19 protein-coding genes and 1 other annotated feature are annotated in these 25,494 nt (G+C 45.3%); of the genes, 2 read left to right on the forward strand and 17 right to left on the reverse strand.

The genetic code is table 11. The annotated features are described in order from the left end of the window. Nucleotides 1-141 precede the first annotated feature (141 nt). The 4 genes from MHB84_RS30410 to uvrA all read right to left on the reverse strand — a co-directional run bounded on the left by MHB84_RS30410 (nt 142) and on the right by uvrA (nt 6,289). Entirely contained in the window at nt 142-939 is a 798-nt protein-coding gene (locus MHB84_RS30410; RefSeq protein ID WP_076291125.1) for a sulfite exporter TauE/SafE family protein, read from the reverse strand. Between the two features lie 466 nt (nt 940-1,405). After that, nucleotides 1,406-2,161, reverse strand: a complete 756-nt coding sequence (locus MHB84_RS30415) for an SDR family NAD(P)-dependent oxidoreductase (RefSeq protein WP_076291124.1) — start codon at nt 2,159-2,161, stop codon at nt 1,406-1,408. Nucleotides 2,162-2,227: 66 nt separating this feature from the next. Then, nucleotides 2,228-3,757, reverse strand: coding sequence for an MDR family MFS transporter (locus MHB84_RS30420; protein ID WP_076291123.1), 1,530 nt, complete (start codon nt 3,755-3,757; stop codon nt 2,228-2,230). 27 nt (nt 3,758-3,784) lie between these two features. Beyond that, the gene (uvrA, locus tag MHB84_RS30425) at nt 3,785-6,289 is read right to left on the reverse strand and encodes an excinuclease ABC subunit UvrA (protein WP_076291122.1); all 2,505 of its coding nucleotides are present in this window, start codon (nt 6,287-6,289) and stop codon (nt 3,785-3,787) included. Nucleotides 6,290-6,498: 209 nt separating this feature from the next. Between uvrA and MHB84_RS30430 the strand changes: the two genes are divergently transcribed. Beyond that, on the forward strand, nt 6,499-6,936 hold the full coding sequence (locus MHB84_RS30430; RefSeq protein ID WP_179087214.1) for a MarR family transcriptional regulator: 438 nt from the start codon (nt 6,499-6,501) through the stop codon (nt 6,934-6,936). 112 nt (nt 6,937-7,048) lie between these two features. Here MHB84_RS30430 and MHB84_RS30435 read toward each other — a convergent pair whose 3' ends face one another. Continuing rightward, nucleotides 7,049-7,525 carry a DUF6376 family protein gene (locus MHB84_RS30435; RefSeq protein ID WP_076291120.1) on the reverse strand — a complete coding sequence of 159 codons (477 nt, stop codon included), beginning with the start codon at nt 7,523-7,525 and terminating at the stop codon, nt 7,049-7,051. A gap of 141 nt (nt 7,526-7,666) precedes the next feature. Between MHB84_RS30435 and MHB84_RS30440 the strand changes: the two genes are divergently transcribed. After that, nucleotides 7,667-8,635 (forward strand): bile acid:sodium symporter family protein, encoded by a 969-nt coding sequence (locus MHB84_RS30440; RefSeq protein ID WP_063563531.1) that lies wholly within the window; start codon nt 7,667-7,669, stop codon nt 8,633-8,635. Between the two features lie 106 nt (nt 8,636-8,741). Here the strand turns inward: MHB84_RS30440 and MHB84_RS30445 are convergent, their stop codons facing one another. From MHB84_RS30445 to MHB84_RS30500, 12 genes are all read right to left on the reverse strand, one after another. Beyond that, nucleotides 8,742-12,440 carry a discoidin domain-containing protein gene (locus tag MHB84_RS30445; RefSeq protein WP_076291119.1) on the reverse strand — a complete coding sequence of 1,233 codons (3,699 nt, stop codon included), beginning with the start codon at nt 12,438-12,440 and terminating at the stop codon, nt 8,742-8,744. 145 nt (nt 12,441-12,585) lie between these two features. Beyond that, a complete protein-coding gene (locus MHB84_RS30450; RefSeq protein WP_256716898.1) occupies nt 12,586-14,334 on the reverse strand; it encodes a sensor histidine kinase in 1,749 nt (582 codons plus the stop codon). A 3-nt stretch (nt 14,335-14,337) separates the two neighbouring features. After that, the gene (locus tag MHB84_RS30455; RefSeq protein WP_076291118.1) at nt 14,338-15,912 is read right to left on the reverse strand and encodes a response regulator transcription factor; all 1,575 of its coding nucleotides are present in this window, start codon (nt 15,910-15,912) and stop codon (nt 14,338-14,340) included. Between the two features lie 83 nt (nt 15,913-15,995). Continuing rightward, the gene (locus MHB84_RS30460) at nt 15,996-17,714 is read right to left on the reverse strand and encodes an extracellular solute-binding protein (protein WP_076291117.1); all 1,719 of its coding nucleotides are present in this window, start codon (nt 17,712-17,714) and stop codon (nt 15,996-15,998) included. Nucleotides 17,715-17,803: 89 nt separating this feature from the next. Continuing rightward, nucleotides 17,804-18,691, reverse strand: a complete 888-nt coding sequence (locus MHB84_RS30465; RefSeq protein WP_076291116.1) for a carbohydrate ABC transporter permease — start codon at nt 18,689-18,691, stop codon at nt 17,804-17,806. Between the two features lie 30 nt (nt 18,692-18,721). Beyond that, entirely contained in the window at nt 18,722-19,594 is an 873-nt protein-coding gene (locus MHB84_RS30470; RefSeq protein WP_256716900.1) for an ABC transporter permease, read from the reverse strand. A 295-nt stretch (nt 19,595-19,889) separates the two neighbouring features. Further along, the gene (locus tag MHB84_RS30475) at nt 19,890-20,150 is read right to left on the reverse strand and encodes a hypothetical protein (RefSeq protein WP_246318138.1); all 261 of its coding nucleotides are present in this window, start codon (nt 20,148-20,150) and stop codon (nt 19,890-19,892) included. Between the two features lie 375 nt (nt 20,151-20,525). Continuing rightward, nucleotides 20,526-21,611 (reverse strand): aspartate-semialdehyde dehydrogenase, encoded by a 1,086-nt coding sequence (asd, locus tag MHB84_RS30480; RefSeq protein WP_076291114.1) that lies wholly within the window; start codon nt 21,609-21,611, stop codon nt 20,526-20,528. Between the two features lie 117 nt (nt 21,612-21,728). Further along, nucleotides 21,729-22,010: a binding site (T-box leader), on the reverse strand. Nucleotides 22,011-22,201: 191 nt separating this feature from the next. Next, nucleotides 22,202-23,047: a class I SAM-dependent methyltransferase gene (locus tag MHB84_RS30485; protein ID WP_076291113.1), complete on the reverse strand. Its 846-nt coding sequence runs from the start codon at nt 23,045-23,047 to the stop codon at nt 22,202-22,204. A 146-nt stretch (nt 23,048-23,193) separates the two neighbouring features. Next, complete coding sequence (gene galU, locus MHB84_RS30490; protein WP_076291112.1) at nt 23,194-24,066, reverse strand: UTP--glucose-1-phosphate uridylyltransferase GalU; 873 nt, start codon at nt 24,064-24,066, stop codon at nt 23,194-23,196. 1 nt (nt 24,067) lies between these two features. Continuing rightward, on the reverse strand, nt 24,068-24,505 hold the full coding sequence (locus MHB84_RS30495; protein WP_076291111.1) for a GtrA family protein: 438 nt from the start codon (nt 24,503-24,505) through the stop codon (nt 24,068-24,070). Continuing rightward, nucleotides 24,498-25,484, reverse strand: coding sequence for a glycosyltransferase family 2 protein (locus MHB84_RS30500; RefSeq protein ID WP_076291110.1), 987 nt, complete (start codon nt 25,482-25,484; stop codon nt 24,498-24,500). The genes MHB84_RS30495 and MHB84_RS30500 overlap by 8 nt, the downstream gene beginning before the upstream one ends. Nucleotides 25,485-25,494 lie beyond the last annotated feature (10 nt).

Here is a 25,494-nt window from a genome sequence, read left to right on the forward strand (position 1 = left end):
GGAGTTTGAGGGTGCTCCATGGACGAAAACTGATGTGAATTCATGCGACAACAAATTCGCCAGCTCATGTTCATACCCTTTATACGGCATTCCATCCGTTTGGTTACGAAATCGTCATGGACGCTGCAATCCTATGTGGTTTTACAAAATCGAAGACCATACCTTCACTGCTGTAATGGCGATAAGAACCATCAGTCCATACCGAAGCAGTCTCACATTAATCATTGAACTCACTTTGGAACCGAGTGAAGCACCAAGCAGACTCCCGATAACCGTATATATGATGGGCTCCAGCGGAATGTCTCCACCCATAATCTTACCCACCACCCCACCAATGGCGGAGATGAACACGATCGCAAGCGAAGAAGCAATGGTCGTCCGGGTAGGGATCTTAAGCACGGTGAGCATGATCGGAATCAATATAAAAGCACCACCCGCACCAACAATTCCCGAGACGATTCCCACGGCAAGAGCCGATCCTGCCGCAACATATGTGTTAAATGTCAGCTGTCGAGCCGAGCCTTCTGTTCCCTTACCGGGAATCAGCATAAGTACAATCGCGATAATGGCCAGAATACCATAGATCAGATTGATGACTTCTCCATTCAAATGACCAGATATGAAGCCGCCAATCAGACTGCCGACAAGAATACTGGAGCCCATATAAGCCACCAGACCTTTATGAATAAGAGCTTCACTCTTATCCCCTTTCCTTGTTCTCCTAATGTAGGCAATCACACCAGCGAGTGAAGCAAAAAACACCTGAAACATGCTGATCGACGACACCTCATGTGCCGAGAATGGTTCCAGCCCCATGAGAGAAGGTACATACAACAACAGCGGGTAATTAATTATGGCTCCACCTATACCCAACAAACCCGAGAAGAAGGAACCGATCAGACCCAGTATAAACATGATGACAAAAAGCAGAGTATCCATCGGTTTTTCTTCCTTTCTTGCGGTGTAAAAAAGATGCAAAAAACAGTATACGCAGTTAAAATAATCAGCTATAATAAAACCAAGTAAATTAATCCGAAATGAGTGATTAAGCATGTTTAACGTGTTGAAGACTCTTTTTGAAAATAAATGCCCACTATGCAACGAAAAATTACAAGTTCATAGTGATGCGTTATGCGCTACAAAAACATGCTCCCAATGTCACTATAAAGAAGAGAGCTATGGCTCTCTTGGTGTGCGTATTGTCTATGACACCACAAAATGATAAAAGACGCATGCCTGCTTATTGTATCATGATCTCTGAACTACCGGGATGACTATATAGAATTATTTTCATAATAAATACTCTTCTTATATGGATTGCAAAAAAAGGTGCAGAACGATTTATTCGTTCTGCACCTTTTTTTTATTTTTCAGAAACGGACTGCACTACCTTACTGTCCAAATCTTATTTTGTTTTGAAGCTGAGGAATCCATCATCGACTGCAATCGTTGAACCATTCACTGCACTTGCAGCATCACTGAACAAGAAGGTAACCACACTCGCAACTTTCTCCGGTTGAATGAGCTCTCCCCGCATATGTTGCGTGGCAAGTGCATCCTTCATCGCTTTGTCATCACCCAGAATCGGTGTCTCAATGAAGCCTGGCGCTACACCAACCACACGAATGCCATTTTCAGCAAGTTCCAAGGCACCGGATTTGGACATCATTACGACAGCTGCCTTGGCTGCATTGTAGTTAAAGCTTCCCACCGCAGCAATACTGCCATAGATCGAAGCTGTATTAACAATGGTACCCTGTACATTCAGTTCAACCATTTTTTTGGCGCCATAATACATGCCGTAATACACACTGTGTTGGTCAACATCGATTACTCTGTGATAGGATTCCGGGTCCATCTCCAGAAATGGCTTCACGAGTCCAATGCCCGCGTTGTTGAAAATACCGCTCAATGTTCCGTATTTCTCTACGGTCCAATCGATCAGAGCTTTGATCTCGTCTCCTTTGGAAACGTCCACTTTGTATGCCCCGGCTGTGCCGCCACCTGCTTCAATCTCCGATGCAAGCTTTCTCGCACCCTCTTCGTTATAGTCTGCTATGACAATCGTTGCACCCAGATCCGAAAGCTGAAGCGCTGTTTCTTTACCAATACCACTCGCTCCGCCGGTGATAATGATTACTTTTCCATTTTGTTCAGACATAACGCAGGTCTCCTTTGATAAGAACATATTGTCATATCGTGCACACAAATCCATTACATAGTCTTGCTAGTGTGAAGCTAAATATTCATCTGACTCGGATGCAGGGTCAAATTTTTCCTTACTCATAAACCAAGCAGCCAATAGAGCAATAACGGCCGGAATGATGGCCCAGGCAAACGTATGAACGATGGATGAGGACAATGCTTCTGTAATCTTATCCAACATTGGCGCAGGAATATCAGCACGAGTGTCCGGTTTTAAGACTAAGCTAGGATCACTCAGATTCACGCCACCACCCTGCTCACTACCATTACTATTTCCAAAGAAGGAGACCAATTTACTCGTAAATACGTGACTTTGTACGATACCAAATACCGTGATTCCCAACGTCATACCGAGTTCCCTATTGAAGTTAAGTGTTGAACTGGCCGAACCACGCTGTCTTGCTGAGAAACCGTGAATGGCTGCATTGCTCAATACAGAGAACGAAGACCCAATGCCCAGACCAACCAGAATCATGAAGATAGTCACCATAAATCGGGAGGAATCTGTCGTTAACGTTGTCAGCAAGGCAATACCAATAACCAGCAGCGCGAGTGTAGGTAACATGATGGAGCGGTATCTGAGCTTGGTAAGCATGGCTCCTCCACCCGCAGCTGTCACAACCGATCCAAGCATCATCGGCAGAAGAACAAGACCGGAATTGGTGGCCGATCCACCAAGTACACCCTGAATATAAATGGGGATATAGATGGAAGCTGTAATAAAGGCTGCACCACTAAATATGGCCATCAGATTGCTGGTGGAATAAAGCCGGTTTTTGAACATGCTAAATGTAATAATTGGTTCTGCCACTCGGCGCTCTATGAACACAAATGCAGTCATCAGCACGGCGAACGCAGCAAACAAACCCACGATCATGCTGGAATTCCATGCGTATTCCTTGCCTCCAAGTTCAAGTGCAAACATGAGGCATACGATGGAAGCTACCAGTGTGAATGCGCCAAAATAGTCAATTTTCTGTTTGGAATGCTCCACGGATTCTTTATAGAAGAATGCAATCATGACAAAGGCGATCAGACCAAGTGGCAGGTTGATATAGAAAATCCAGGACCAATGAATGTAATCGGTCAGATAGGCTCCGAGAAGAGGTCCGAAAATACTGGATAAACCAAAGACTGCACCGAATAGTCCCCCCACTTTACCCCGTTTGTCTGCGGGAACGACATCAAACATAATGGTAAATGCGATCGGCATCAACGCCCCGCCGCCGATTCCCTGAATCGCACGATAAATACTGAGCTGAATGATGGAATCCGCCGTCCCGCACAATGCAGAACCAATCATAAATACAATGATTCCAAAAATGAAAAATCGCTTGCGGCCATACATATCCGATAGTTTACCGAAGATCGGCATACCCGCCATCTCTGCAACCATATAGGCAGAGGTGACCCACATTAATTTATCAAATCCACCAAGATCACCTACGATGGTACCAATTGCAGTGGCAACGATGGTGTTATCCATCGAAGCCATGAGAATGGCAAGCAGCAAGCCTGCAAGAATAACGCCTAATTTATTGCTTTTTACCATGATTATTTTTCCCCTTATCCATTCTGATTAAAGCCCTTCGGCTAATATACGCTTCAAAAATTGTCCTGTATGGGAGGCTCTGACTCCCGCCACCTGCTCCGGCGTACCTTCGGCTACCAGTTCGCCACCCGCTGCGCCACCTTCTGGGCCAATGTCAATAACCCAATCGGATTCCCGAATCAATTCCAGACTGTGCTCTACAACGACAACGGTATTCCCCGACTCAACCAGCTTATCCAGCAAAATATGGAGTTGCTTGATGTCTGACGGATGAAGGCCGGTTGTTGGCTCATCCAACAGATAGAGCGTGTGTTTTTTGGTCTTTTTACTCAGCTCTTTTGCCAGCCTGATCCGTTGGCCCTCACCACCTGACAATGTTTTGACGGATTGACCCCATTGGAGGTAACCCAGTCCAACTTCACACAACATCTCTACGAGATCGGCGATTTTGGTCTGACTTTTCAGGACAGGCAGACTTTCGGCCACTGACATATTCAGCACATCAGATATCGAGAAGCCTTCGTATTGAACCTGTAACACCTCATCCACGAACCGTCTGCCCTTGCAATCATGACAAGTTACCTCCAGATCAGGCAGGAAGTTCATGTCTACAGACAATACCCCAAGACCTTGACAGGTTTCACAGCGCCCTCCGGGTGTATTAAACGAGAAGTGCTTCGCAGTGAGCTTTCGTGCCTTGGCATCTGGCAAACCAGCGAACAGCTGACGCAAGTGCGTAAATACATCGGTGTAGGTGGCCACATTCGACCGTTGCATTCTGCTCATCGGCGTTTGGTCAAAAATAACGATATCACCGACGTGCTCCAAGCCTGTTATCTCTTCACAACCTGTTGGTTTCAGACTTGACTCCATACCCTGTGCGAGGATATCAAATACAAGCGTAGATTTGCCGGACCCCGAAACACCCGTTACGGAGATCAGTGTTCCTAATGGAAAAGATACAACCGGAATATCGATGTTGCGCAAATGCGCTCCCCGAATGGCAAGATGCTGCCCCGTACCTGTTCTTCGGTTATAAGAAGGACTAGCCAAAGATTCATTTCTCAGATAAGCTCCCGTAACCGAAAGCTCACTTGCCATTAAATCCTCCAGGCTCCCTTCACCAACAACTATCCCTCCATTGACTCCAGCACCAGGTCCAATGTCGATCACATGATCGGCAGCACGCATCATCTCAATATCGTGTTCAATAACGAGGATCGTATTGCCCAGATCACGAAGCTCCTGAAGTACACGAATCAGGCCAATGGTGTCTTTCGGATGAAGCCCTGTTGTCGGTTCGTCCAGAATATACAATACGCCCGTTAAACCAGAGCCTAGAAGCGATGCAAGTCGTAATCGCTGAGCTTCACCACCCGATAAAGTTACGGTCTGACGATCCATGGAGAGATAGCCAAGTCCAACATCCATAATGCGCTTCAATTTGGTGGGCAGATCATGAAGAATTGGATCAAGCAAGTGATGTGCCTCGGGTGAAATCACTTCTTGTAGTCCTACTGTCCATTCCAACACTTTACTGAATGACCAGTTGGTGACGTCGGAGATGGATGCGCCAGCTACGCTTACCGAAAGAATTTCTTTTTTCAAACGAGCTCCCTGACATTCAGGACACTGCTGTTGATGAAAAAAACGTCCGTCTTTTTCCGTTCCACCACCTTCTCCTTCCTTTTCCTTATAGCGTCGCCACAATCCGGGGATTACACCTTCGAACTTGGTTCCCTGGATGGGTTTGATATTAGGGTAATGCTGCTTGAATTCTTCGCTATCGACGCCGTAGTACAGCAAATCACGCTCGATTTCACCAAGGTCCTTCAATGGCCGATCCGGATCGAATCCGAATCCAAAATGCTTTCCAGCTGCAACTAGAATTCGGATCTGAATATCCCGATGCACACCATTTAACGAAGCTACACCTCCATCCCGCACACTAAGCTCAGGATTGAATACAGCCGCTTCGTTGATTAATGCCACATGACCCAGTCCACTACATATATCACAAGCACCCTCCGGTTTATTGAACGAAAAGTGTGACATACCCAGCTTCTCCAGCTTGGTATTGCAATGGGGACAAAGTATAGTCTGATGACCCATGTATTCGTCTTCCTCAGTTAGATGACCAGCCGCTTCCCACGATGGCGAAATGGTGCCATTACAGGATGGACATATACGCTCTCCTAGTCTGGAAAAAATGAAACGAACGTAAGTGTAAATGTCTGTCACTGTTCCTACTGTTGAGCGTGGATTCCGGTTAGTAATGTGCTGTCCTACGCTGATGGATGGAGAAAGACCTGTGATCGACTCCACCTTTGGTTTGCTGATCGAATCCGATGTTAATCCCATCGATTCCATGTATTGTCTCTGGCATTCTCGCTGAAGGGTATCCATTGCCAGCGTGGATTTGCCGGAGCCGGACGGACCCGTTAGAACAACCAATTTATACTTCGGAATCGAAAGTGAAATATTCTTCAGGTTGTTCTCCCGTGCACCTTTAATCATCATTGTGTCTCTCAAAATCGATCGTCCCCTTTGCAAATAAGTACAGAGTTCGTTAAAATAAGTTGAAATTAATCATACGTCAATCTAGTATCTCCAAAATTTATTATCTTGTAAATCTAATATCTCGATAATCAAGATATATGTCATCTTAAGAGGAGGGTTATCTTTTGTCAAGAGAACATGAACAACAACCTACCGAATTACAGGAGAATTTTACGTTGCGCATGCGGAGCCTGGGTACACGAACCGTTTTATATCAGCAGCATGTGGCTGCCTCTTTAGGCTTGTACAATAACGATTTCATATCCGTGGATATCCTGCGCGAGAAAGGTCCAATCACTGCAGGTGAGCTGTCAAAACTTACCGGTCTGGCCACAGGGAGTGTCACGACATTAATTGACAGGCTTGAGAAGAACGGCTTTGTTCGCCGGGAAAATGACCCCACTGACCGCCGTAAAGTCATCATTGTGCCTTTGTACGAAAACAAGGAAGAGGTCAGCAGTACGTACCTCACCCTTCACGCAGCTATGGTTAAACTGGCTTCCACTTACACTGAGGAAGAACTGGAGCTTATTACAGGGTTTCTAAGTAAAGCAGGAAATGTACTGGATGAACAGATTGAAGATCTAAGTTCCAAAATTCGTGGCAAATCATCATCTTAATATTAGAAAAAGCAAAAAGGACGATATCTGGAAGTGATTAACATCACTCCGGTATATCGTCCTTTTCCATGAGATGAACCTGCTAATGCTCAAGGCCTAGACTGTTTAAATCTTAATTGACTTCGATTCCAAGACCGCTTAATGGATCTTTTAAACCATTAATATTGGTGATCAATTCAGGAATCCCTGTCTTCTCCCAGTTTTCTGCCGTAAAGCCCTGCTCTGCAAGCGTATTCTCAAATTGACCCACCACTTCGGTTAATTGATTGTTGTAACTGACCAGATTTTCATGAATGCTTTCCCCTATCGCTGGTGCGGTAAGCTGAGAGAATTCGCTGGCTTCCGCCTGAATCTGATCTATTTTCTCCTGTACCTGAGTTGTTACTTCCGGGTTACTCACCGCTCCTGATGCGAGTTCTTGCAGTTCGGCTCCGGCGTTCGATACTTGCTCTATATAATCAGTAGCCCCACTAACGTAATTCAAACTTTGATTCGCTTGTTCTACAACAGAACAGGCGGATATCACAAGAATACTTGACGCAATGAGGCCTGCCATCATCAATGTGTGCTTTCTTTTCCCTTTAATCATGACTATCTCCCCTTCTTCAACTTGAAGTGTTTCTTCCAGATTTATGATAACTGCTCCGTATGCTACATTGCAAATGGGTCTGCACTCAGCGTTATTAACATGTATAATAAAGGAATCATACGGTAAAGGGATGTCATGAATATGCTTCAGGCCTTAAATGTACGCTTGAACCGCATCATGCCACTGATTACCCCAATCAGCATTATTATTGGCGTTCTTTGCGGGAGTCTTCTTTCTTCTTATACCTTTTTGTCGCCATGGCTTTTTGCGTTCATGACGTTTGCCGGAAGCATCAGTCTCGGGATACGGGATTTTGTGAACGTGCTGAAGAAGCCTTTTCCACTGTTTGTTTGTCTGTTTATTCTGCATCTGGCGATGCCTCTCATTGCTCTAGGCATGGGTCACCTGGTCTTCCCAACGGATGCCTACACGATAACGGGCCTTGTTCTGGCTGCCGTTATTCCGACAGGTGTGAGCAGTTTTATCTGGGTCAGCATCTATCGGGGCAATATCGCTCTGACGCTGTCGATTATCCTGATTGACACCATGCTTGCTCCTTTCGTGGTACCCGGTGTGTTATCCTTGCTGATTGGCACTAGCGTATCGTTGGATATTGCAGCCATGATGAGCAGTCTGTTCTGGATGATCGTTGTCCCCTCCTTGCTCGGAATGCTTTTGAATGAATGGACCAAAGGGGCCATTGTTCCGGTCTGGGGGCCCAGACTGAATCCGTTCTCCAAATTGTTCATGGCAGCGGTTGTCGCGATTAATGGTTCTGTTGTTGCTCCCTATTTGGCTGACTTTAACTGGCAGCTCGCTGGTCTAGCAGCCATCATTATTTTTCTGGCCTCATTTGGCTATGCTCTAAGCTACTTCGTTGCCCGATTACTCGGTTGGAATGAAGCCGATCAGGTTGCACTTGTGTTCAACGGAGGCATGCGCAATATTAGTGCGGGAGCGGTACTTGCCGTATCTTATTTCCCTCCACCAGTTGCCGTCCCGGTTGTACTCGGCATGGTATTCCAGCAGATGTTGGCCTCGCTTGCAGGCTATCTGCTTGGGCGTCGTTCGCAGACTCTTCACAATGCTGATAAGACGTCTGCAGCCTAAATGCGAATCCCCCATTGTACCGTTTTATCTTAAACATGCTCTAAACACAAACAGCAGATCAGAATATACTGATCTGCTGTTCCCGTGTCTAGAACATTGTGAACGTCTAGTCTCTACCATACACTTCCACTTCATAGAGTGAGTACCCATATTGGGTGGCTCGTTTCTCTCCCGTGAGTCGCACATATTTTCCTTTTCCGTTCACCGCAAGTTCTTCCAGACCACCTTTGCCCTCTTGCGTATGATACACTTCCTTCCAAACGGTACCATCTTCCGATACGTCAATACGATAAGCTGTAGCATAGGCTGCTTCCCAATTCAGCTTGATGCGTTTTACTTGCTTGGCCTCTCCCAGATCAATCGTAATCCACTCCGGGGTATCTCCAAATCCGGAACTCCAACGTGTCTCGGGATTGCCATCGACTGCATTATTGCCAACAAAAGGCTCTTCCGTTGAAGAAACGGTCACATTTTTGTTAAGTGCAAAATTAACGTTCGTATCCCCTCCATCTTCTCCACCTTCATTTCCTCCGTTTTCTCCGTTCCAGGGAATCCAGGAATCAGAAACTTGCGTATTTTGGGTTGGATCGACTCTTACCAGAGACTTAGGCCCAACAACAGCTTTTCCAGTGGTCCCAGATGCATTTTTGAAAGTGACCGTTACACTCTCATCTGTCGGATTCCAGATTTGTGCAGTATATGTTCCATTTTTCTTGTAGACGGTTGCACTGCTCCATCCGGTGGCCCAAATGTCTTTCGTCCGTTCACCAAGTGTTGCCATACTGTTTACGAACCAGTACGTATTAAAAACTTCATTTTTTTGCATCGATGATGCATTCCACTTGGCAAGCACTTCAGCCGGATCACTTAGCGCCTGAATAGGCCATACAATATGCTGCCATTCTCGTTCAGGTCCACCGTTATCGGCAACAAATCCGTTATACAAGCCAGCAGCCTTCGTTTTGTCCAGACCATAACTGGTCAGATATTCACTGGTTGGCAGCCAGTGAATACCATAAATATGAACCGGTTCACCGCTAAAGAAGGTACCAAAGAAATACGAACTTCCATAGACTTGCCCTACAGAAGCGTGTTTCCATTCATCGAGCCAATTATCTCCATCATAGTTGAACCAGTATTGCTCAATTGCCTTCAGTTCAGTTGTGAATCCGTAAATCGCAGCATCTCGGAAATCCTGATCTTTGGTTAACAAGCTCCACATATACTGCCCTACCCAGCCAAAGAGGGATTCACCAGCAGCTTCCTGATTGTTGCCACTATCATTATCTGCATATCCTCCTGCCCAGGAATGGCCCTGATAAGGATCAAAACTGCGGAAAGATGGATACAACGGATCGTTCTTGGACGGATTGCCATAATCCCGAATAAGATGATCCACCATATCACCATAATCTGCCCGGAACTGTTTATCAAAAGTAGCCAGCACCGCTGATGCAAATACATAATACCCATAAGTGAAATGATGATCTGTAATTCCATAGTTAGCACCAAACTCACTTGTCTTGTAGTACATCGTTCCCCAATCATCATTGTAATAGAGGAAATAATCAGGTTCACCTGCTGTGTACGTATACCAATCGACCAGAATCTCTTTCATGCGGGAAAGGAACAGGTCACGGTAGACGGTCTCTCCCATTTCGTTCGCTGCAAGTACACCCATGGCAAGAGGATGAAGTTTTTTGCCTTGCCAGTAAGCGTCAGCAGCCATCAGATTGTTGTCTGTCTCCGTTTTGAGCATTTCGAGATAGGCTACCATCTCTTCTCGGTTGTATTCTGCATTGGTAGGTTCCGTGAACTGGGGAACCATGCCGTAGAAATGATCCTCCACCGTAAACTGGTTTCCTTCCCGCACTTTCAACGTTCCACGAATGGAAGGATATGTGAGCGAAGTAAGTGGAGAATTCGTAATTTTCCATTGATGTGGATATAGGGCCTGCAATGTGTTCGGTGAGAACCCTGGACGCTTCACTTCGGTCTCGGCTTTGAAGTTGGTCGTAACGGTAGACGTTTGCTCGTTATAGTTATACGTAACCTCTGTGTTCGTTACAAAGGCATAAGCGTGCTCATGGAATTGATTTAGATCCGTTAAAGACGGCATTGTCGCTGCGGATAGATAACCTTTCCCGCCTCCAAGCTGGAGTTTGATCTTGGCTCCCGCTTTTTTGAATACAGTTCCTTCTGGGGCAAATATTCCGTAGTACCGTTCCTCTTTTCCCCCAGCCGGATCGCCACTTTGATTCTCCAACTGAATGCCAATATGATCCCCCGTAAAGGTATCACCATCCGATTGCAATACCGTTTCTCCATTACCATTCACGACTTTGGTAATGAGTGAAGAAAAGATTTCGGCTGTGTTAGGATTGTTGAATTCCATAAATACATATGGTGAACCCTTTACAAAGGTCGTTTTCATTTTTGCTGAAGCATCGTCACTCAAAATCGTATCTACCGCATAATCGCTGTACCCGCTTACTCGGGTTTCCATATTATTGGCATTAATATTGGTGGACATAAAATACAGATCCGGGTTGCCGTCTGCATTCACTGCACTTCCATCTCCATTAATCCATCCTTCCCCTGGGTTCAAAAGCCCGAGCCCTTGGGGGTAGAACTTGGATTTGAGTGGCAGTGTAATAATGGAATCGCTGAGCGGCTTAATAAGCAGGGATTGCCACCAGTCATTAGACGCGATAGGTGCTTGAACGTTATCCGTTTTATAGGAAGGATATTTGGGCTGAGGCATACGGATGTCATTCGTCAGATAACTACCCTTCCCTACCTGAACCGTGCTGGGACTTGGCAATTCAGGGATAGGGTAGGATGGCTTCGGCGTTCCGTCTACATAGTCGTATACTTCAAAATCAAACAGAGAGTAGCCAAAATTGGTCGCTCTTCCGATGCCTTGCATTTTGACATAACGTCCGGATGCATACATCGAAATATCCTGTTTCCCTCCATTGCCATGCAGCTCCCGGTACACGGTAGTCCAGGCAGTGGCATCATCGGAGATTTGCAGATCAAAGGCACGTCCTGCAGCCCCTTCCCAGTTCAGAACCACTCGTCCAATGTTCCGCTTGCTGCCCAAATCCACATAGATCCATTCGTCATCCGTATGATTCGAACCCCATCGGGTAGAGGAATTCCCATCGACTGCATTCTCCGGAAGTGTTGCCCCAGGGGGCAGATAATCGGATTGTTCATAGGAAGAGACGGTAACTTGCTTACCCTGAGCCACATCCGGTCCATATGTAACAGGTGGTACACCGGTTCCACCCGTTCCGTACACTTCCAATTCAATGATCGAGTAACCATAGTTGGCGAGGGCCCTTTCTGTCCCTAATATGCGTACGTAGCGGCCGCTTCCATTAACGGTGAGCTCATCAGTCCCGCCATTGCCTGTAGCTGTATTGTAGATGTCATTCCAGTTCACTTCATCGGTTGAAACCTGAACTTGATAAGCCTTGGCATATGCTCCCTCCCATTGGATGCGTACTTTGTCAATCGTAGCAGTGTCACCCAGATCTACATACAGCCACTGCGGATCTTTGCCCCAGGCACTCGACCATCTGGTGCCACTGGAACCGTCAACGGCGAGATTCGCCGTATTATTTCCTTCAGTTGATGAAGCATAAGCTGGTCGATTGCTAGACAATAGATAGGATGCAGGTTCAGCCTGAGCTTTGGATGGGACAAAGCCCGGAAACAAGGTGGTAAATAATGCAGCGATCAATGCAATCGCCAATCCTTTGCCAGCAAATGCTCTTCTTTTACTTCTTGATGCCATGTCTTAAAATACCCCCTTCAATGGGTGATAGGTACCGAAGTCATGATGTGGAATATGAAGATGTATCGGCTCCTTTTCATTTTAAATTGGGTACGCTTACAAAAAATACTATACCGAGCAACGATAAGTGTAACTTTGCACGGAACTACTCCTGTCTGGAAGGCGGAGACTTAATCGGAAAAACAATCGTAACTACCGTACCTGTTCCCACTTCACTACGAATACTCACGCCATAGTCCTTGCCATAATGAAGTTTGATCCTCTGGTCCACGTTGCGTATTCCGTATCCTATACCACCTGCTCCTTCGGTGAAAATTGCGTCTATAATCTCCTGTTTCATCCCAAGTCCATTATCGTGCACTTCAATGTGTACATGTTCTGCCTGCTTTTTTACCTTAATATGAATCTTGATCTCATCGTCATACCAGGCATGTTCCAGCACATTTTCGACAAACGGTTGCAGTATGAATTTAACTGTTTCCAGCCCTAAAGTTTCCGGTTCAGCTTCTAACTGATAATGAATTCGTTCTGCATATTTAATATTTTGAATATCAAGATACGTTCTAACAATGTGAAGCTCTTTCTCGACTTGAATCAGCATTTCTCCCTTGTTTAGGGTAAGACGATAAAACTTCGCCAGCGCACGAATCATCTCATGCAGCTTATCAATTTCCCCAAGCTTTGCCATGCGGCTAATCGAAGAAAACGTGTTGTATAAAAAGTGAGGATTTATTTTTGAATGCAAAATTTGCAGTTCTGCTTCCTTCTTCTCCAGCTTGCTCGTATAGACTTCATCAATCAATTGCTCTGTAGTGGAAGCCATTTCGTTAAAAGACTCCGCAATAATGGCAAACTCATCATTACCTGTGTATTGAATTCGCCGTTGTAGTTCCCCTTCTTTGAAAGCTTCAAGTGATACTACGAGTTTGGAGAGGCGGCTGGAGAACATACGTGCCATAATGAAACTGACAAGGGTCATGACAAGAATGCTGATGACACATATGATGATGGTCACGTTCCGAACTTTCTGAGAATTGTCCTTAAAGGATGCATTGGGGACCAGTGCAACGATCTGAACAGGAATATTGTGAATCGGTTTGGAGATTTTCAGATAATCACGGGATTCATTCAACTCCTCGGCAGTATAAGGCAAGGAACCGCCAGGCGAACTCGAATAGAGGAGCTGTTCATCCTGATCGAGTACAAACAGCTTCGTCCCTTCCCCTAATTGATTGAAGTCAACATCTTCAAAAATATCTTTCAACTTAACGGAAGCTCGAATAAGGCCAATGGACTGAAACGTTTCGTAATTAATGGCATGTCTTAACAAAGAGATATATCCGTATTCGGCATCGTTCTCAATTTGCTGCCATTTCATTTCGTCGTAACCGATGCGCAGATTCTGGTACCATGCCTTATCCACAATCCGGCTGGTATGCAAAATCTCATACTGTCTTTCTCCAGCGATCAGTGACTGCTCCGTTTCATTGTAGTAAAATTCACTGATGGTAGGTGCATGCAAATACAGGGAGAGCTTGATTTTGGATTTGGGCAGATTGGTAGCCGATTCAAGTCTTGGCATCACATATTGCGTTGTCACCTGATACTTCTCCCAGTCCAGATAATAGCCCGAAAGCAACGTTGATAACCCCTGATCCTGATAGATTTCATCTGAACTGCGAATAATCTCCCCTACCCTGTATTCCACATTGCTTTGAATCTGACTCACTGCTACCTCAAGGTTATTTCGTGTATGTTCCTCCACTGAACGTGCTGAGGATATATAGGCATAACAACCAATGACTATAATCGGGATAATTACAAGTGCCAGATTGGATATAAGTAATTTATATAAAATGGGCAGGAAGCGTCGTCGATTGCTGTGTTGTATCATGCATCAACTCTGCTTTCTAAAATCGCCGGGCTTCATGCCAAAAGTTTCTCTGAACAATCGGCTGAAATAGGTGAGACTTCGATAACCAACCTGATCGGCGATCTCATAGATTTTGAGATTAGTAGTCTGCAGCAGATGCCTGGCATGTTCAAGCCGCCGGGCAGCAACATAATCACTAAAATTGACCCCGACCTTATCCTTGAACAGAAATCCAAGGTGATTTGGAGAATACGAGAAATGGGCAGCCAGATCCTTTAGAGTTACGTCTTGTGACAGACGCTGCCCAACATAATGTTCAATATCGGAGAATAACTTCCAATTGGACTTTTGCTTGCGCAAGTAGATATGTTCCGACCATTCGAACACGGTTCGTCTTAGCCAGGATTTAATATCATCCACCGTGTCGAACTGCTGAACGGTCTCAAATCCTTCTGCTTTCCACTTTGCAAAGTGAGGAAAATCACCTTGTGCCTCTGCATTCAAATATCCTTCGAGCCGTGACAGGACATGAGTAGAGAAATGGTGTACTTTGGACGAATCGGAAAAGGCCCGCACATGCTCAAACAGCTCCTCCACGGCATCACATATCGTGACGAGATCATATGTGGACATCGCTGTAAATAGCCGATCCAGCTGACTATTTACGTCCAGTACATCTCTTACAAGCGGAACATGCACCTCTCCTGGAGAGATAAGCCGATTTTTACCAAGAAACATTTTGCATCCGATTAAATTTCGCGCTTCATCAAAGGATACCGGCAGTTTGGTAACCCGATTCGTTTTTTGTCCAAAGCTGACCGTAATGGTAAAGCGGGAACGATCACGTATGTAATGGATAAGTTCGTTCAGATTCAATTCTATATCCCCAGCATCATAGGAATACATGAGTCCAATTCGGTCCGTAGACAATCGGCACCATGCCCCCCAATTTTTAGTTTCAATCCATGACGTAATTTGGCGGAAAGTCAGCTCATGCCATCGTTCATATTCTTCATCTGTGAACAAGTGCTGCATATGATCCATTTCTATAATAACGGCATGGGCCGTCTCCGTTCGTAGAGGAAGCGGATAAAGCCGGGTGAAGGACTGCAAGGTTGGCGCATCAATACTACCTTCCATGAGATGCTTCAAGAAATCCTGTTTCACAAAATCAAAATGCTCAAGTGCATCGCTCCCATTGTTTGTCTCCAATCTGGCATTCTCTTCTCTCAGAACATGAACGATTTTTTGCAGAGTTGTCTTAATTTCATCGTCATCCACCGGTTTCAGGATATAGCCATCTGCTTTCAAATGAATAGCCTGTTTCGCATAATCAAAGTCCTCATAACCGCTGATAAATATGATTTTAAGCTCTGGCTGTTTCTGGAGTGCCATTCGGGCAAGCTCCAAGCCAGACATTACGGGCATTTTAATATCGGTAACGAGAATGTCCACATCATGATTCTGAAGGTAATGCAATGCGGCAAGTGGTTTGTTCCCCATGAAAGCGATCTCAATATTAAGTTCGTCCCAGGGAATAAGTTCACGCATACCGAACAGATCGTAATTTTCGTCATCGACCAACGCTGCTTTATACATGATCGTTCGACTCCTTAATAGAGAATAAAAGGGCGTGCCTCAGCACACCCACCGTTTTGACATCGTATAGCTTGGTTCTACTATCATTTCCCCATAATTTTAAGATTCTCCTGCCATTTGGCGGTTTTCCATTTCAGCACTTTGTCATATCCAAGCTTCACAGATTCCGCCTGAGCCTCCGCCAGAATACTCTTCACTTCTTCATCATTTCCGGCGAATACAAGACGAGGAATGACCTGCTTATAATAATCTTTCAACCTTTGAAGAATAATCCCTTCTTCCGAAGTTGCAAGAGGATCCAGATTGGAGAATTCAGTCATGTTTTTGGACGTTTTAAAGGAAACGGTGGACTGGGCAACCGTTGTCCAGTCTTGTGCTTCTTCGGGCAGAAGTTCTTCCCGTTTGGCTTTGACCACATCGACGTAACTTGTGTTACCGTACCAGTTAAACTCTCCAATCTTCATTTCGTCATATTTCTTCGGATCACGGTTAACATAGGCTTCATTCGGGATCGGAACGCCGTCTTTAACCTCATCATAGAACAATCCTTTCGGCCCAAAAAAGAGGACTTGCTGGCCTTCTTCACTGATCGCCCAGTTCATATAAGCAAAAATGGCTTCCGGATCCTTGGCATTCTTCGTAATGACATTCACGTTCCAGCCGAGCGTATTGTATCCACTCGGATACACCTTGTTTTTGTCAACGCCATCAGCATGCACCGGCCAGATGACATCATATCCAGCTTCCGGGTCGGCAGCTTGCAGATGGTTGTTAGCTTCACGCCCTATCCCTTCGACCACCGAATCAAAGGCACTGAATACAGCGACTTTACCATTTTTCAGTTTTTCCAAAATTTGATCACGTGTCTGGGTAAACGCATCTTTAGAAGTTAATCCCTCACGGAATAAACGACTTGCATACATGACGGTTTGTTCAAAAGCAGGATCTATGTAAATAGAATTTAGCTGATCCCCCTGCGGTACACCAAATACACCTCCAGAACCCGGTGAAATAAATCCACCTGTGCGATCTTCCGCTGCTCCACTATAGAGCATGCTGATCATCTGAGATTCACTGTCACGCATTTCCCCAAAATCAATCGGAACGATACTGCCGTTATACCGCTCCTGTACCTGCTTCAGATAAGCCTCAAGCTCGCTCCAGGTTTCCACCTTCGGTGATCCCAATTCCTTGTAAATTTTACGATTCACAAGATAGGCTGCATTGCCATTTCCGTTATCACCACTAATAAACCAGTTCGGAATTTGGTATAACTTACCGTCCGCACTGCGGAGCATATTTATCGTCTCTTCCCCGATTGTCTTTACAAACTCAGGATACTTCTCCAGATAAGGGTCAAGTGCTACAAGCTGACCTGCACTGACTAGTCGTTCCACGTCTTTGCCTCGGTCAAGTACTATGGCATCAGGAAGTTTTTTGGCAACAATCATGGAATTGAGTTTGGTCGCAGCCGCTCCGTTGGATTGTACAGGTTCCATCACAACACCAAGCTCGTCTGTTATCCATTTGCCATGTGGGCGTTCTTCCCATGTTGGAGCTGTGTACCAGTCATAATTGACAAATTGGGTGAAGCTGACTGGTCTTACTTTTGATTTTGCATCCGCATTTGGAGAGACGGTTTCACCTGTCTTTATCTGCTCTTTGGTGTTTGCGCTTTCATTTACAGTTGGACTTGCCCCCTTCTCGCCTCCTGTACATCCACTGATCATTAGTACTGCACTTAATGCCGAAAGGTGAAGCCAGTGCAGTGATTTACGTCGTTTTTGTTGTTTTTGTTCCATATTTGCCTTGCCCCTCTCTTATACAGTTGTATGTTACACGTCTTCCTGTCCGTCAGACAAGAAGGCTTCATAACCATTTTGCGAGCAAACTACTCTTTAAGTGAGCCTACCAGAACACCTTTCACAAAATACTTTTGTAAAAATGGATAGATCATGAGAATAGGTAGCGTGGCCACCATCATCGTAGCCATCTGCAAGGATTTTACGGTAACCGTATTTTGCACCATACTTTGCGCATAACTGTTCAGATTGGTCATCAGCGAAGCCGTTGTTCCTGCGTTGATAATCTGGACCAGCAACGTTTGCAGAGGGATCAAATTTTGATTGCTGATGAATACCGCCGGGATAAACCAGTCATTCCACAAAAATACAGCAGTAAAAAGTCCTAGGGTCGCCATAACGGGGCCGGATACAGGCAGCACAATTCGAAAAAATACACCAAAATTGCTGCATCCGTCCATTTTGGCCGATTCCTCCAGCCCGTCCGGAAGTTCCATAAAAAAGGTACGGAAGATGATCATGTTATACACGTTAACCATGCCATGAAGCACGAGGAATAAGAACGTATCATATAATTGAAGGTGATAGACAAGGATAAAGTACGGAATAATTCCTCCGCTGAAGAACATGGTTATTACGGCAAGAATCATGTAGGTTTTCTTGAACATGATCCCTTTTTTGGACATCGCATAAGCGAATAAAGATGTAAAAAGCAGTGCACATACCGTGCCAATTACTGTCCGAAGAATCGTGATGAGATACGCATTGTAGATATTTTTTTCTTGGAACACAACTGCATAATTCTCCAACGTAAATTGTCTTGGCCAAAAGGTGATCCCACCTGAGGAGGTATCGGAACCTACGTTCAACGACAAGACAAGGGAATTCCAGAACGGATAAAAAGTAATAAATGCCAGAATGCTCAACAGCGCATAGATCACGATTTTGAGAATACGATCTCCTGCAGACAGTTTCATAGACGATCTCCCACTCTTTCACTCGCGGTTTTACCACAAGCTAGTTTTTCCGAACTTTCTTGCCAATGTGTTCGCTACAACCAACAATGTTACACTTAATAACGATTTGAATAATCCAGCCGCGGTTGCATAGGAGAATCGTTGATTAACAATTCCCATCTGATAGACATAGGTGTCTATTACATCCGCAACGGGAAGAACGATGCCATTACTCAGGTTTTTTGTCAGTACCAGAATATCTTCATACCCTGCATTTAGAATGTTACCAATCCCCAAAATCAGAAAGATCATCATAATCGGCATAATATTCGGGATTGTAATTCGAAAGATCTGTTGGAAACGGCTCGCTCCATCGATGGAAGCAGATTCATATTGGGCGGGATCAATGCCGATAATGGCCGCTAGATAGACAATCGAACCGAAGCCAATCTCTTTCCAGACATTTAAGGATACAAGGATTCCCCAGAAATACTCGGGTGTGGACATCCAGTTAACCGGCTCATGAATGAGATTTAGTGCGATCAGAAGCTCATTAACCGCCCCATTATCCACCGCAAGCATAGAGAATACGAGCCCAGAGATTACGATCCATGACATAAAATGAGGAACATAAGTGACTGTCTGAACGACTCGTTTGAACTTGCCTGCCACTTCATTTAACATCAGGGCCAAGATGATCGGCGCGGGAAAACCGATACACAGCTTAAGCAAACTGATGGCAAATGTATTTCGCATCACGCTCCAGAATTCCGGAGATTCAAAGAACATGCGAAAATGCATGAATCCAACCCACGGACTATTCTCCACTCCTGCAAACAAATTGTAATCCTGGAACGCAATAAAAATCCCCCACATGGGTCCATAGCTGAAGATCAGCAAGAATAACAGAGCAGGCCAGATCATAACCTGAAACTCCCACTGTCCTATAAACCTTTTCCACCCTGAAACCGATTTGGTCTGCGTAACTCCCTTTCCCAACAATTGTGGGTGGTCTGGCACATTTACTTTCTTCATTTTCCTCATCACCCACTTCGTCGCTTGATATTTCTATCGTAATCCCAATCCTCTTCATGGAATAGAACTACAACTAACGAAATGTGTACCTAATCAACGAACATGAGAAAAAACAAAATTAAAAAACGCCGACATTATTGTCGGCGTTCGAGTTGAAACTTTATCAAGCTACGTATTCATAAACCTAGTAATCTGAGAGTGAAATTCCAGCTCCAATAATAAGTACGAACACAAGAATATACACAACAATTCCGATCGCTGCCCACAGCAATGATGCTTTGGCATAATTGGCTTTCGAAGGGTTGGAATCTCCAAATGCCCAAACAAACAACATAATAATGTTTACAAGCGGAATCATCATAAGGAACAATGTGAGCATCCAACTACCGAAACTTACTGGCTGTGGTCCTGGCTTATGTACTCTTTGACTAGCAACTTCTGACATAATATTTCTTCCTCCTTTCTTCTTCATTTCAATTGCTACCTGCTAAGACAATCCACTTTTACTTTATAAAAGAAAAGTTTGCCATTAATAAAAATACCTGAATTCTCATGAATTTACAATGTAATATTTACCATATTGGTTTTGCCCTTCATAGAATGATGATTGTAACGACATGAGCAGATCCCTTCTTCCCTAGTAACGGATATGTTTAGTAACGATGTCATCCAAATACCGAAGCAAAACGGTTTGAATTTAAAATACCCCTCTGTTCAACAAAAATAAATTCATCTTCTCAGATGCTCATACTCTTGTCTACTAAAAGGGGTTACCTGTCAGTGATATTCTATTACTTCTATTCCTATTTACACTAGCTATTTATTTCGGCTGAATATATCCTTCAGCTTTGAGCAATTCAGCGATCAATACAGCACCGCCTGCTGCTCCGCGCAGTGTGTTGTGAGACAGTCCTACAAACTTGTAATCATACAGGGAGTCCTCACGCAGTCTGCCCGTTGAAACGCCCATACCGCGCTCGATATCACGATCCAGCTTCGTTTGTGGTCTGTTCTCTTCTTCGAAATACGTAATGAACTGTTTTGGTGCGCTTGGCAGAGACAGTTCCTGTGGGCGACCTTTGAACTGCAACCAACGCTCCAGAATTTCGTCTTTGCTTGGTTTTTTCTCGAAGTTCACAAACACGGTTGCCAGATGCCCATCCGTTACCGGTACACGAATACATTGTGTTGTAATTAATGGAGCAGATGCTTTGACGATTTGATTATTTTCGATGCTACCCCAGATCCGCAGTGGTTCCTGCTCACTCTTCTCTTCTTCTCCACCGATGTATGGAATGACATTATCGAGCATATCTGGCCAGTCCGTAAAGTTTTTACCTGCTCCGGAGATTGCTTGATACGTGGAAGCTACAACCTGAGTCGGGTTGAACTCACGCAAGGCGTGCAGTGCTGGCACATAGCTCTGAATCGAGCAGTTGGGTTTAACTGCGATGAATCCGGTTTTCGTACCCAGACGTTTGCGTTGAGCTTCAATCACGTCCAGATGTCCCGGGTTAATTTCCGGAATGACCATGGGTACATCCGCTGTCCAGCGGTGAGCCGAGTTGTTGGAAACAACCGGAGTTCCCGTTTTGGCATAAGCCTCTTCGAGCGCTTGAATTTCATTCTTTTTCATATCTACAGCACAGAATATAAAATCAACCTGGCTTGCAAAAGCTTCAACTTGGGAAGCATCCTGCACAACGATGTTTTTCACTGCTTCCGGAATCGGAGCAGCGAGCTTCCATCTGCCTTGTACGGATTCTTCGTATGTTTTGCCTGCCGAGTTAGCACTTGCTGAAATAGCCGTTACTTCAAACCATGGGTGTTCATTGAGCAGATCCACAAAACGCTGACCTACCATCCCCGTTCCTCCGACGATACCTACTTTCAATTTTGCTGACATAAAATCATCATTTCCTTTCGGTGTGAGTTTCCTCTTATTAAACACTATTCAGGCGTTTCCAAAGCGTGTAGCCAACATCCCGGAAAAACCAAAAAATCCCATCCCCAAGACAAAAGTCTCAGGGACGAGATTGTTACACTCGTGGTACCACCCAGATTCGCCAATATGTCGCCATACCAGCCTCTTCGAGTTATTAAGGATAACTGCATTCAATTATGCCGCAATCCGCCTATACTCTTGCTCTGTAACAGGAGCTCCTGTCACACCATCCCTCAATCCTTAAAGTTCCGATGTGCTGCTCTGAGTCTTTATTCAACAAAAAATTCTTTACTCCTTTTCAGCTGCCGGAGCTCTCTGTGAAAGAAACCTTTTATTTACTCATCTCTTCATCGCATTTGATATTGCGATTATAATATCAAAATTACCATCGTGAAGTAAACACATTTTTTTAGATCATGGAATTTATACGTTTTCAGCGGAGCTGAACAATTCAATTATCGCAAGAAAAACTTCAGCTAAACGTGGTCTGTCTTCTGTGAAAGTACGTCGATATACGTTTTTCTTATAAATTGCTGCAAATGGTTATTTCTCTACTGCTTTTTGGCAACAATCGCATACGTTCCCAGTGGACTCCCAGGCCCCGTCGCATGATGTGTCCGAAGTAATTTCAGTTCGGAAAGAAGAAGTGTTTTTACTTTGTCCGGGATCGGAAGCATTTGCAGTTCCACAGGGGCTTCTGCCAGTGTCATTTCGGTTTCCCAACGACCGTCCTGCAGTTCGGGAGAATGGATTGAAATCTCTTCCTTAATCGTCCACCCCGCCGCAGAGACAAGCTCTTGGATATCCTCCGGTGTAAAGAGCGTGCGCACATTGGAAAAGCTGTTCTCCTTGTAACATTCGACCTGGGACTGAATCAGAACGGATAACCAATGTGAGAGCTGGCTCACATCTGTAACTCGTGTATCCCATTCGGCGAAACATAGCTGATGTCCCCACGTCCTAACCTTGCTAAGAATCTGGGCGAGTTCTTCAAACGATTTCAGGTACCATGAACAATGGGAAAGTACAATCACATCAAACTCATTCTCGGCGAATTGAGCCTGATCACTTAGGATGTCAAACTCATAATCCATTCGAATTCGGTCTCCCAGCGGAGATTTCAGCAGCTTGGCTGCCGCTTCCCCTACGGTCAGTGGTGCACCATAATCCTCTGGTGCAATATCTACACCATGAACGTACCCATTCTCCCCAACCAGATGTGCAAGCACGGCCGTTGTATCTCCCTGACCACAACCGATTTCCAGAACGCGGCTGCCTTCCTTGATTCCCCAAAAGAGTCCCAGTTTCAACCGATGCTCGGTCTGAATGTATTGAATGGCGGCGTTGTCCTCCACGTCCATATACTGAATAAGATCCCTGATGATAGTCTGACTCATGATTCCTCACTCCTCAAAGAGCAACTTGAACTTCTTGCTCATTGTAGCGTGACAGGCACCATTGTACAATGCTGGAGTCTATGACAGGGCCATAGCACGGAGGAGCCCCTCCTAAAAGCAGATCTAAACCTCTGCTACATATCTCCCTAGGCCCACTGCGTTGCAAGCTTCTGAAGATATGGTGTCAGCATGGGCTGTAGTTCCTTACGCATCAGTCCAATCTCTAGGATCGCCTGAATATATCCGAACTGATCACCTATATCGTAGCGGCGTCCTTCCAGTTCAAGAGCCAGCAGCTCTTCCACCTGGCTTACTTCTTTCAGCGCATCCGTTAGCTGATATTCTCCTCCAGCACCTCTCTCGATTCGATCCAGAATGGGAAAGATGGAAGGTTTCAGAATGTAACGTCCCATCACAGCTGTTCGGGAGGGCGCTTCTTCAATTGAAGGTTTTTCTACCAGATTGGTAATTCGGTGAACCCGATCATCTGCCCCTTGTGAATCGATAATCCCGTATTTACTCACGTCAGCAGGTTGCACCTGCCGCACGCCAACAATCTGGCTGCCTGTTTTTTCATATAAATGAATCATCTGTGCAAGTGCTGGTGGATCTGACACCATAATATCATCTCCAAGCAGTACGGCGAATGGATCATCTCCTACAAACTGACGAGCACATCCAATCGCATGGCCCAATCCAAGCGGTTCTTTTTGCCGGATAAAATGAATACTTGCCATTTCGCTGATCGCTTGTACCTCTTCCAGTAGTGCTTGCTTGCCCTTGGCGTACAGGGAATGCTCCAATTCAACCGATTTGTCAAAATGATCTTCGATCGATTTTTTATTGCGTCCGGTTACGATGATGATATTTTCAATACCCGATTGTACTGCTTCTTCCACAATGTATTGAATCGCCGGTTTGTCCACTATTGGCAGCATTTCTTTGGGTTGTGCTTTGGTTGCCGGTAAAAATCGGGTGCCTAGCCCCGCTGCCGGAATGACTGCTTTTTTAATTCTCATATCATGAAGCACTCCTTTCATTAGCATCAGATGAAGGGTCAGATCCTTGAACGGGCTCTGCCCGGAACACCCAATACCGACTGGCGATATAATTTATAACCATGCCCGAGAGAGTTGCCAGTATTTTACTCATTACAACGCTCCAACCTAATATGCTATTGCAGATGTACAGAATCAGAGAAGATAACGCAAGAACCACCAGATTGGTGATTACAAAACGCATGATTTCATTTTTTTTGCCCTGTCTTCCCGCATCCTGGAAGGTCCATCTGCCGTTCCACCAGTAACTATTCACGACCCCACAGCTATACGAGATCACCTGGGCAATTAGAGCAGGTGCGCCAGCGGCAGCGAGCAACGTGAATACCAATGCATCCACTGCAGTATTCAGGACACCCACAATTCCGAACTTAAATATAGTGACCAACCGATTAGTCATGATGAGCAACTCTGCCCGATAACCGTGACTGACTTGACTGACTCTCCACCTGATACACATCTCTTACGATATAGAGCGGACGCGCCTTCGTTTCATCATAGATTCGGCCGACATACTCGCCAAGAATGCCCAGCATGATCAATATGAAGCCGTTAAAAATCAGCATGATGCTGACCATCGAAGGCCATCCTTTGATTGTAGAATCTGTAAATATCGCTGAAGCAATGACACTAAGCATATAGATGAAGCCGCCGATGGATAGAATAGCTCCTACGTAACCTGCAAGCTTGAGCGGTTTGTGTGAGAATGAGGTAATGCCGTCCAAACTCAGCTTCAACATACGTTTCAGCGGGTACTTTGTCTCCCCTGCCAAACGCTCATCCCGTTCATACTCAATGGCCGTCTGACGGAACCCCACCCAACTGACCAGTCCGCGAACAAATCGATTTTTTTCTGGAAGACGCTTCATCTCATCACATACCTTGCGATCAATCAGTCGGAAATCCCCCGTATCCACTGGAATATCCGTATCCGTCGACGCACGCAGTACGCGGTAGAACATGCTTGCCGACCATTTCTTGAAGCGTGTCTCCCCGCTTCGTCTGGTTCGACGGGCATAGACAACCTCATAGCCCTCTTTCCACTTGGCGATCATGTCCAATATCAGCTCGGGAGGGTCCTGAAGATCCGCATCAATAATGACGACGGCATCGCCTGCTGCATAATCCATCCCTGCCGTAATTGCGATCTGGTGACCGAAGTTGCGTGCGAAATCTATCAGCTTCACACTTTCGTCCCAACGGGCGTAGTCACGGATCATCTGTGCACTTTGGTCCACGCTACCGTCGTTGACAAAGAGAAGCTCGTAACTCTCTCCTGTACTGCCCATGACTTTTTTGAGACGCCGATAGGTCTCCTCAATCACAGCTTCTTCGTTATACAACGGAATGATAATGCTGTAACGGCACTTTTGAGCCATGTTCGTTCCC

The sequence above is a fragment of the Paenibacillus sp. FSL F4-0087 genome (genome assembly GCF_038020215.1).
Taxonomy (GTDB): domain Bacteria; phylum Bacillota; class Bacilli; order Paenibacillales; family Paenibacillaceae; genus Paenibacillus; species Paenibacillus taichungensis.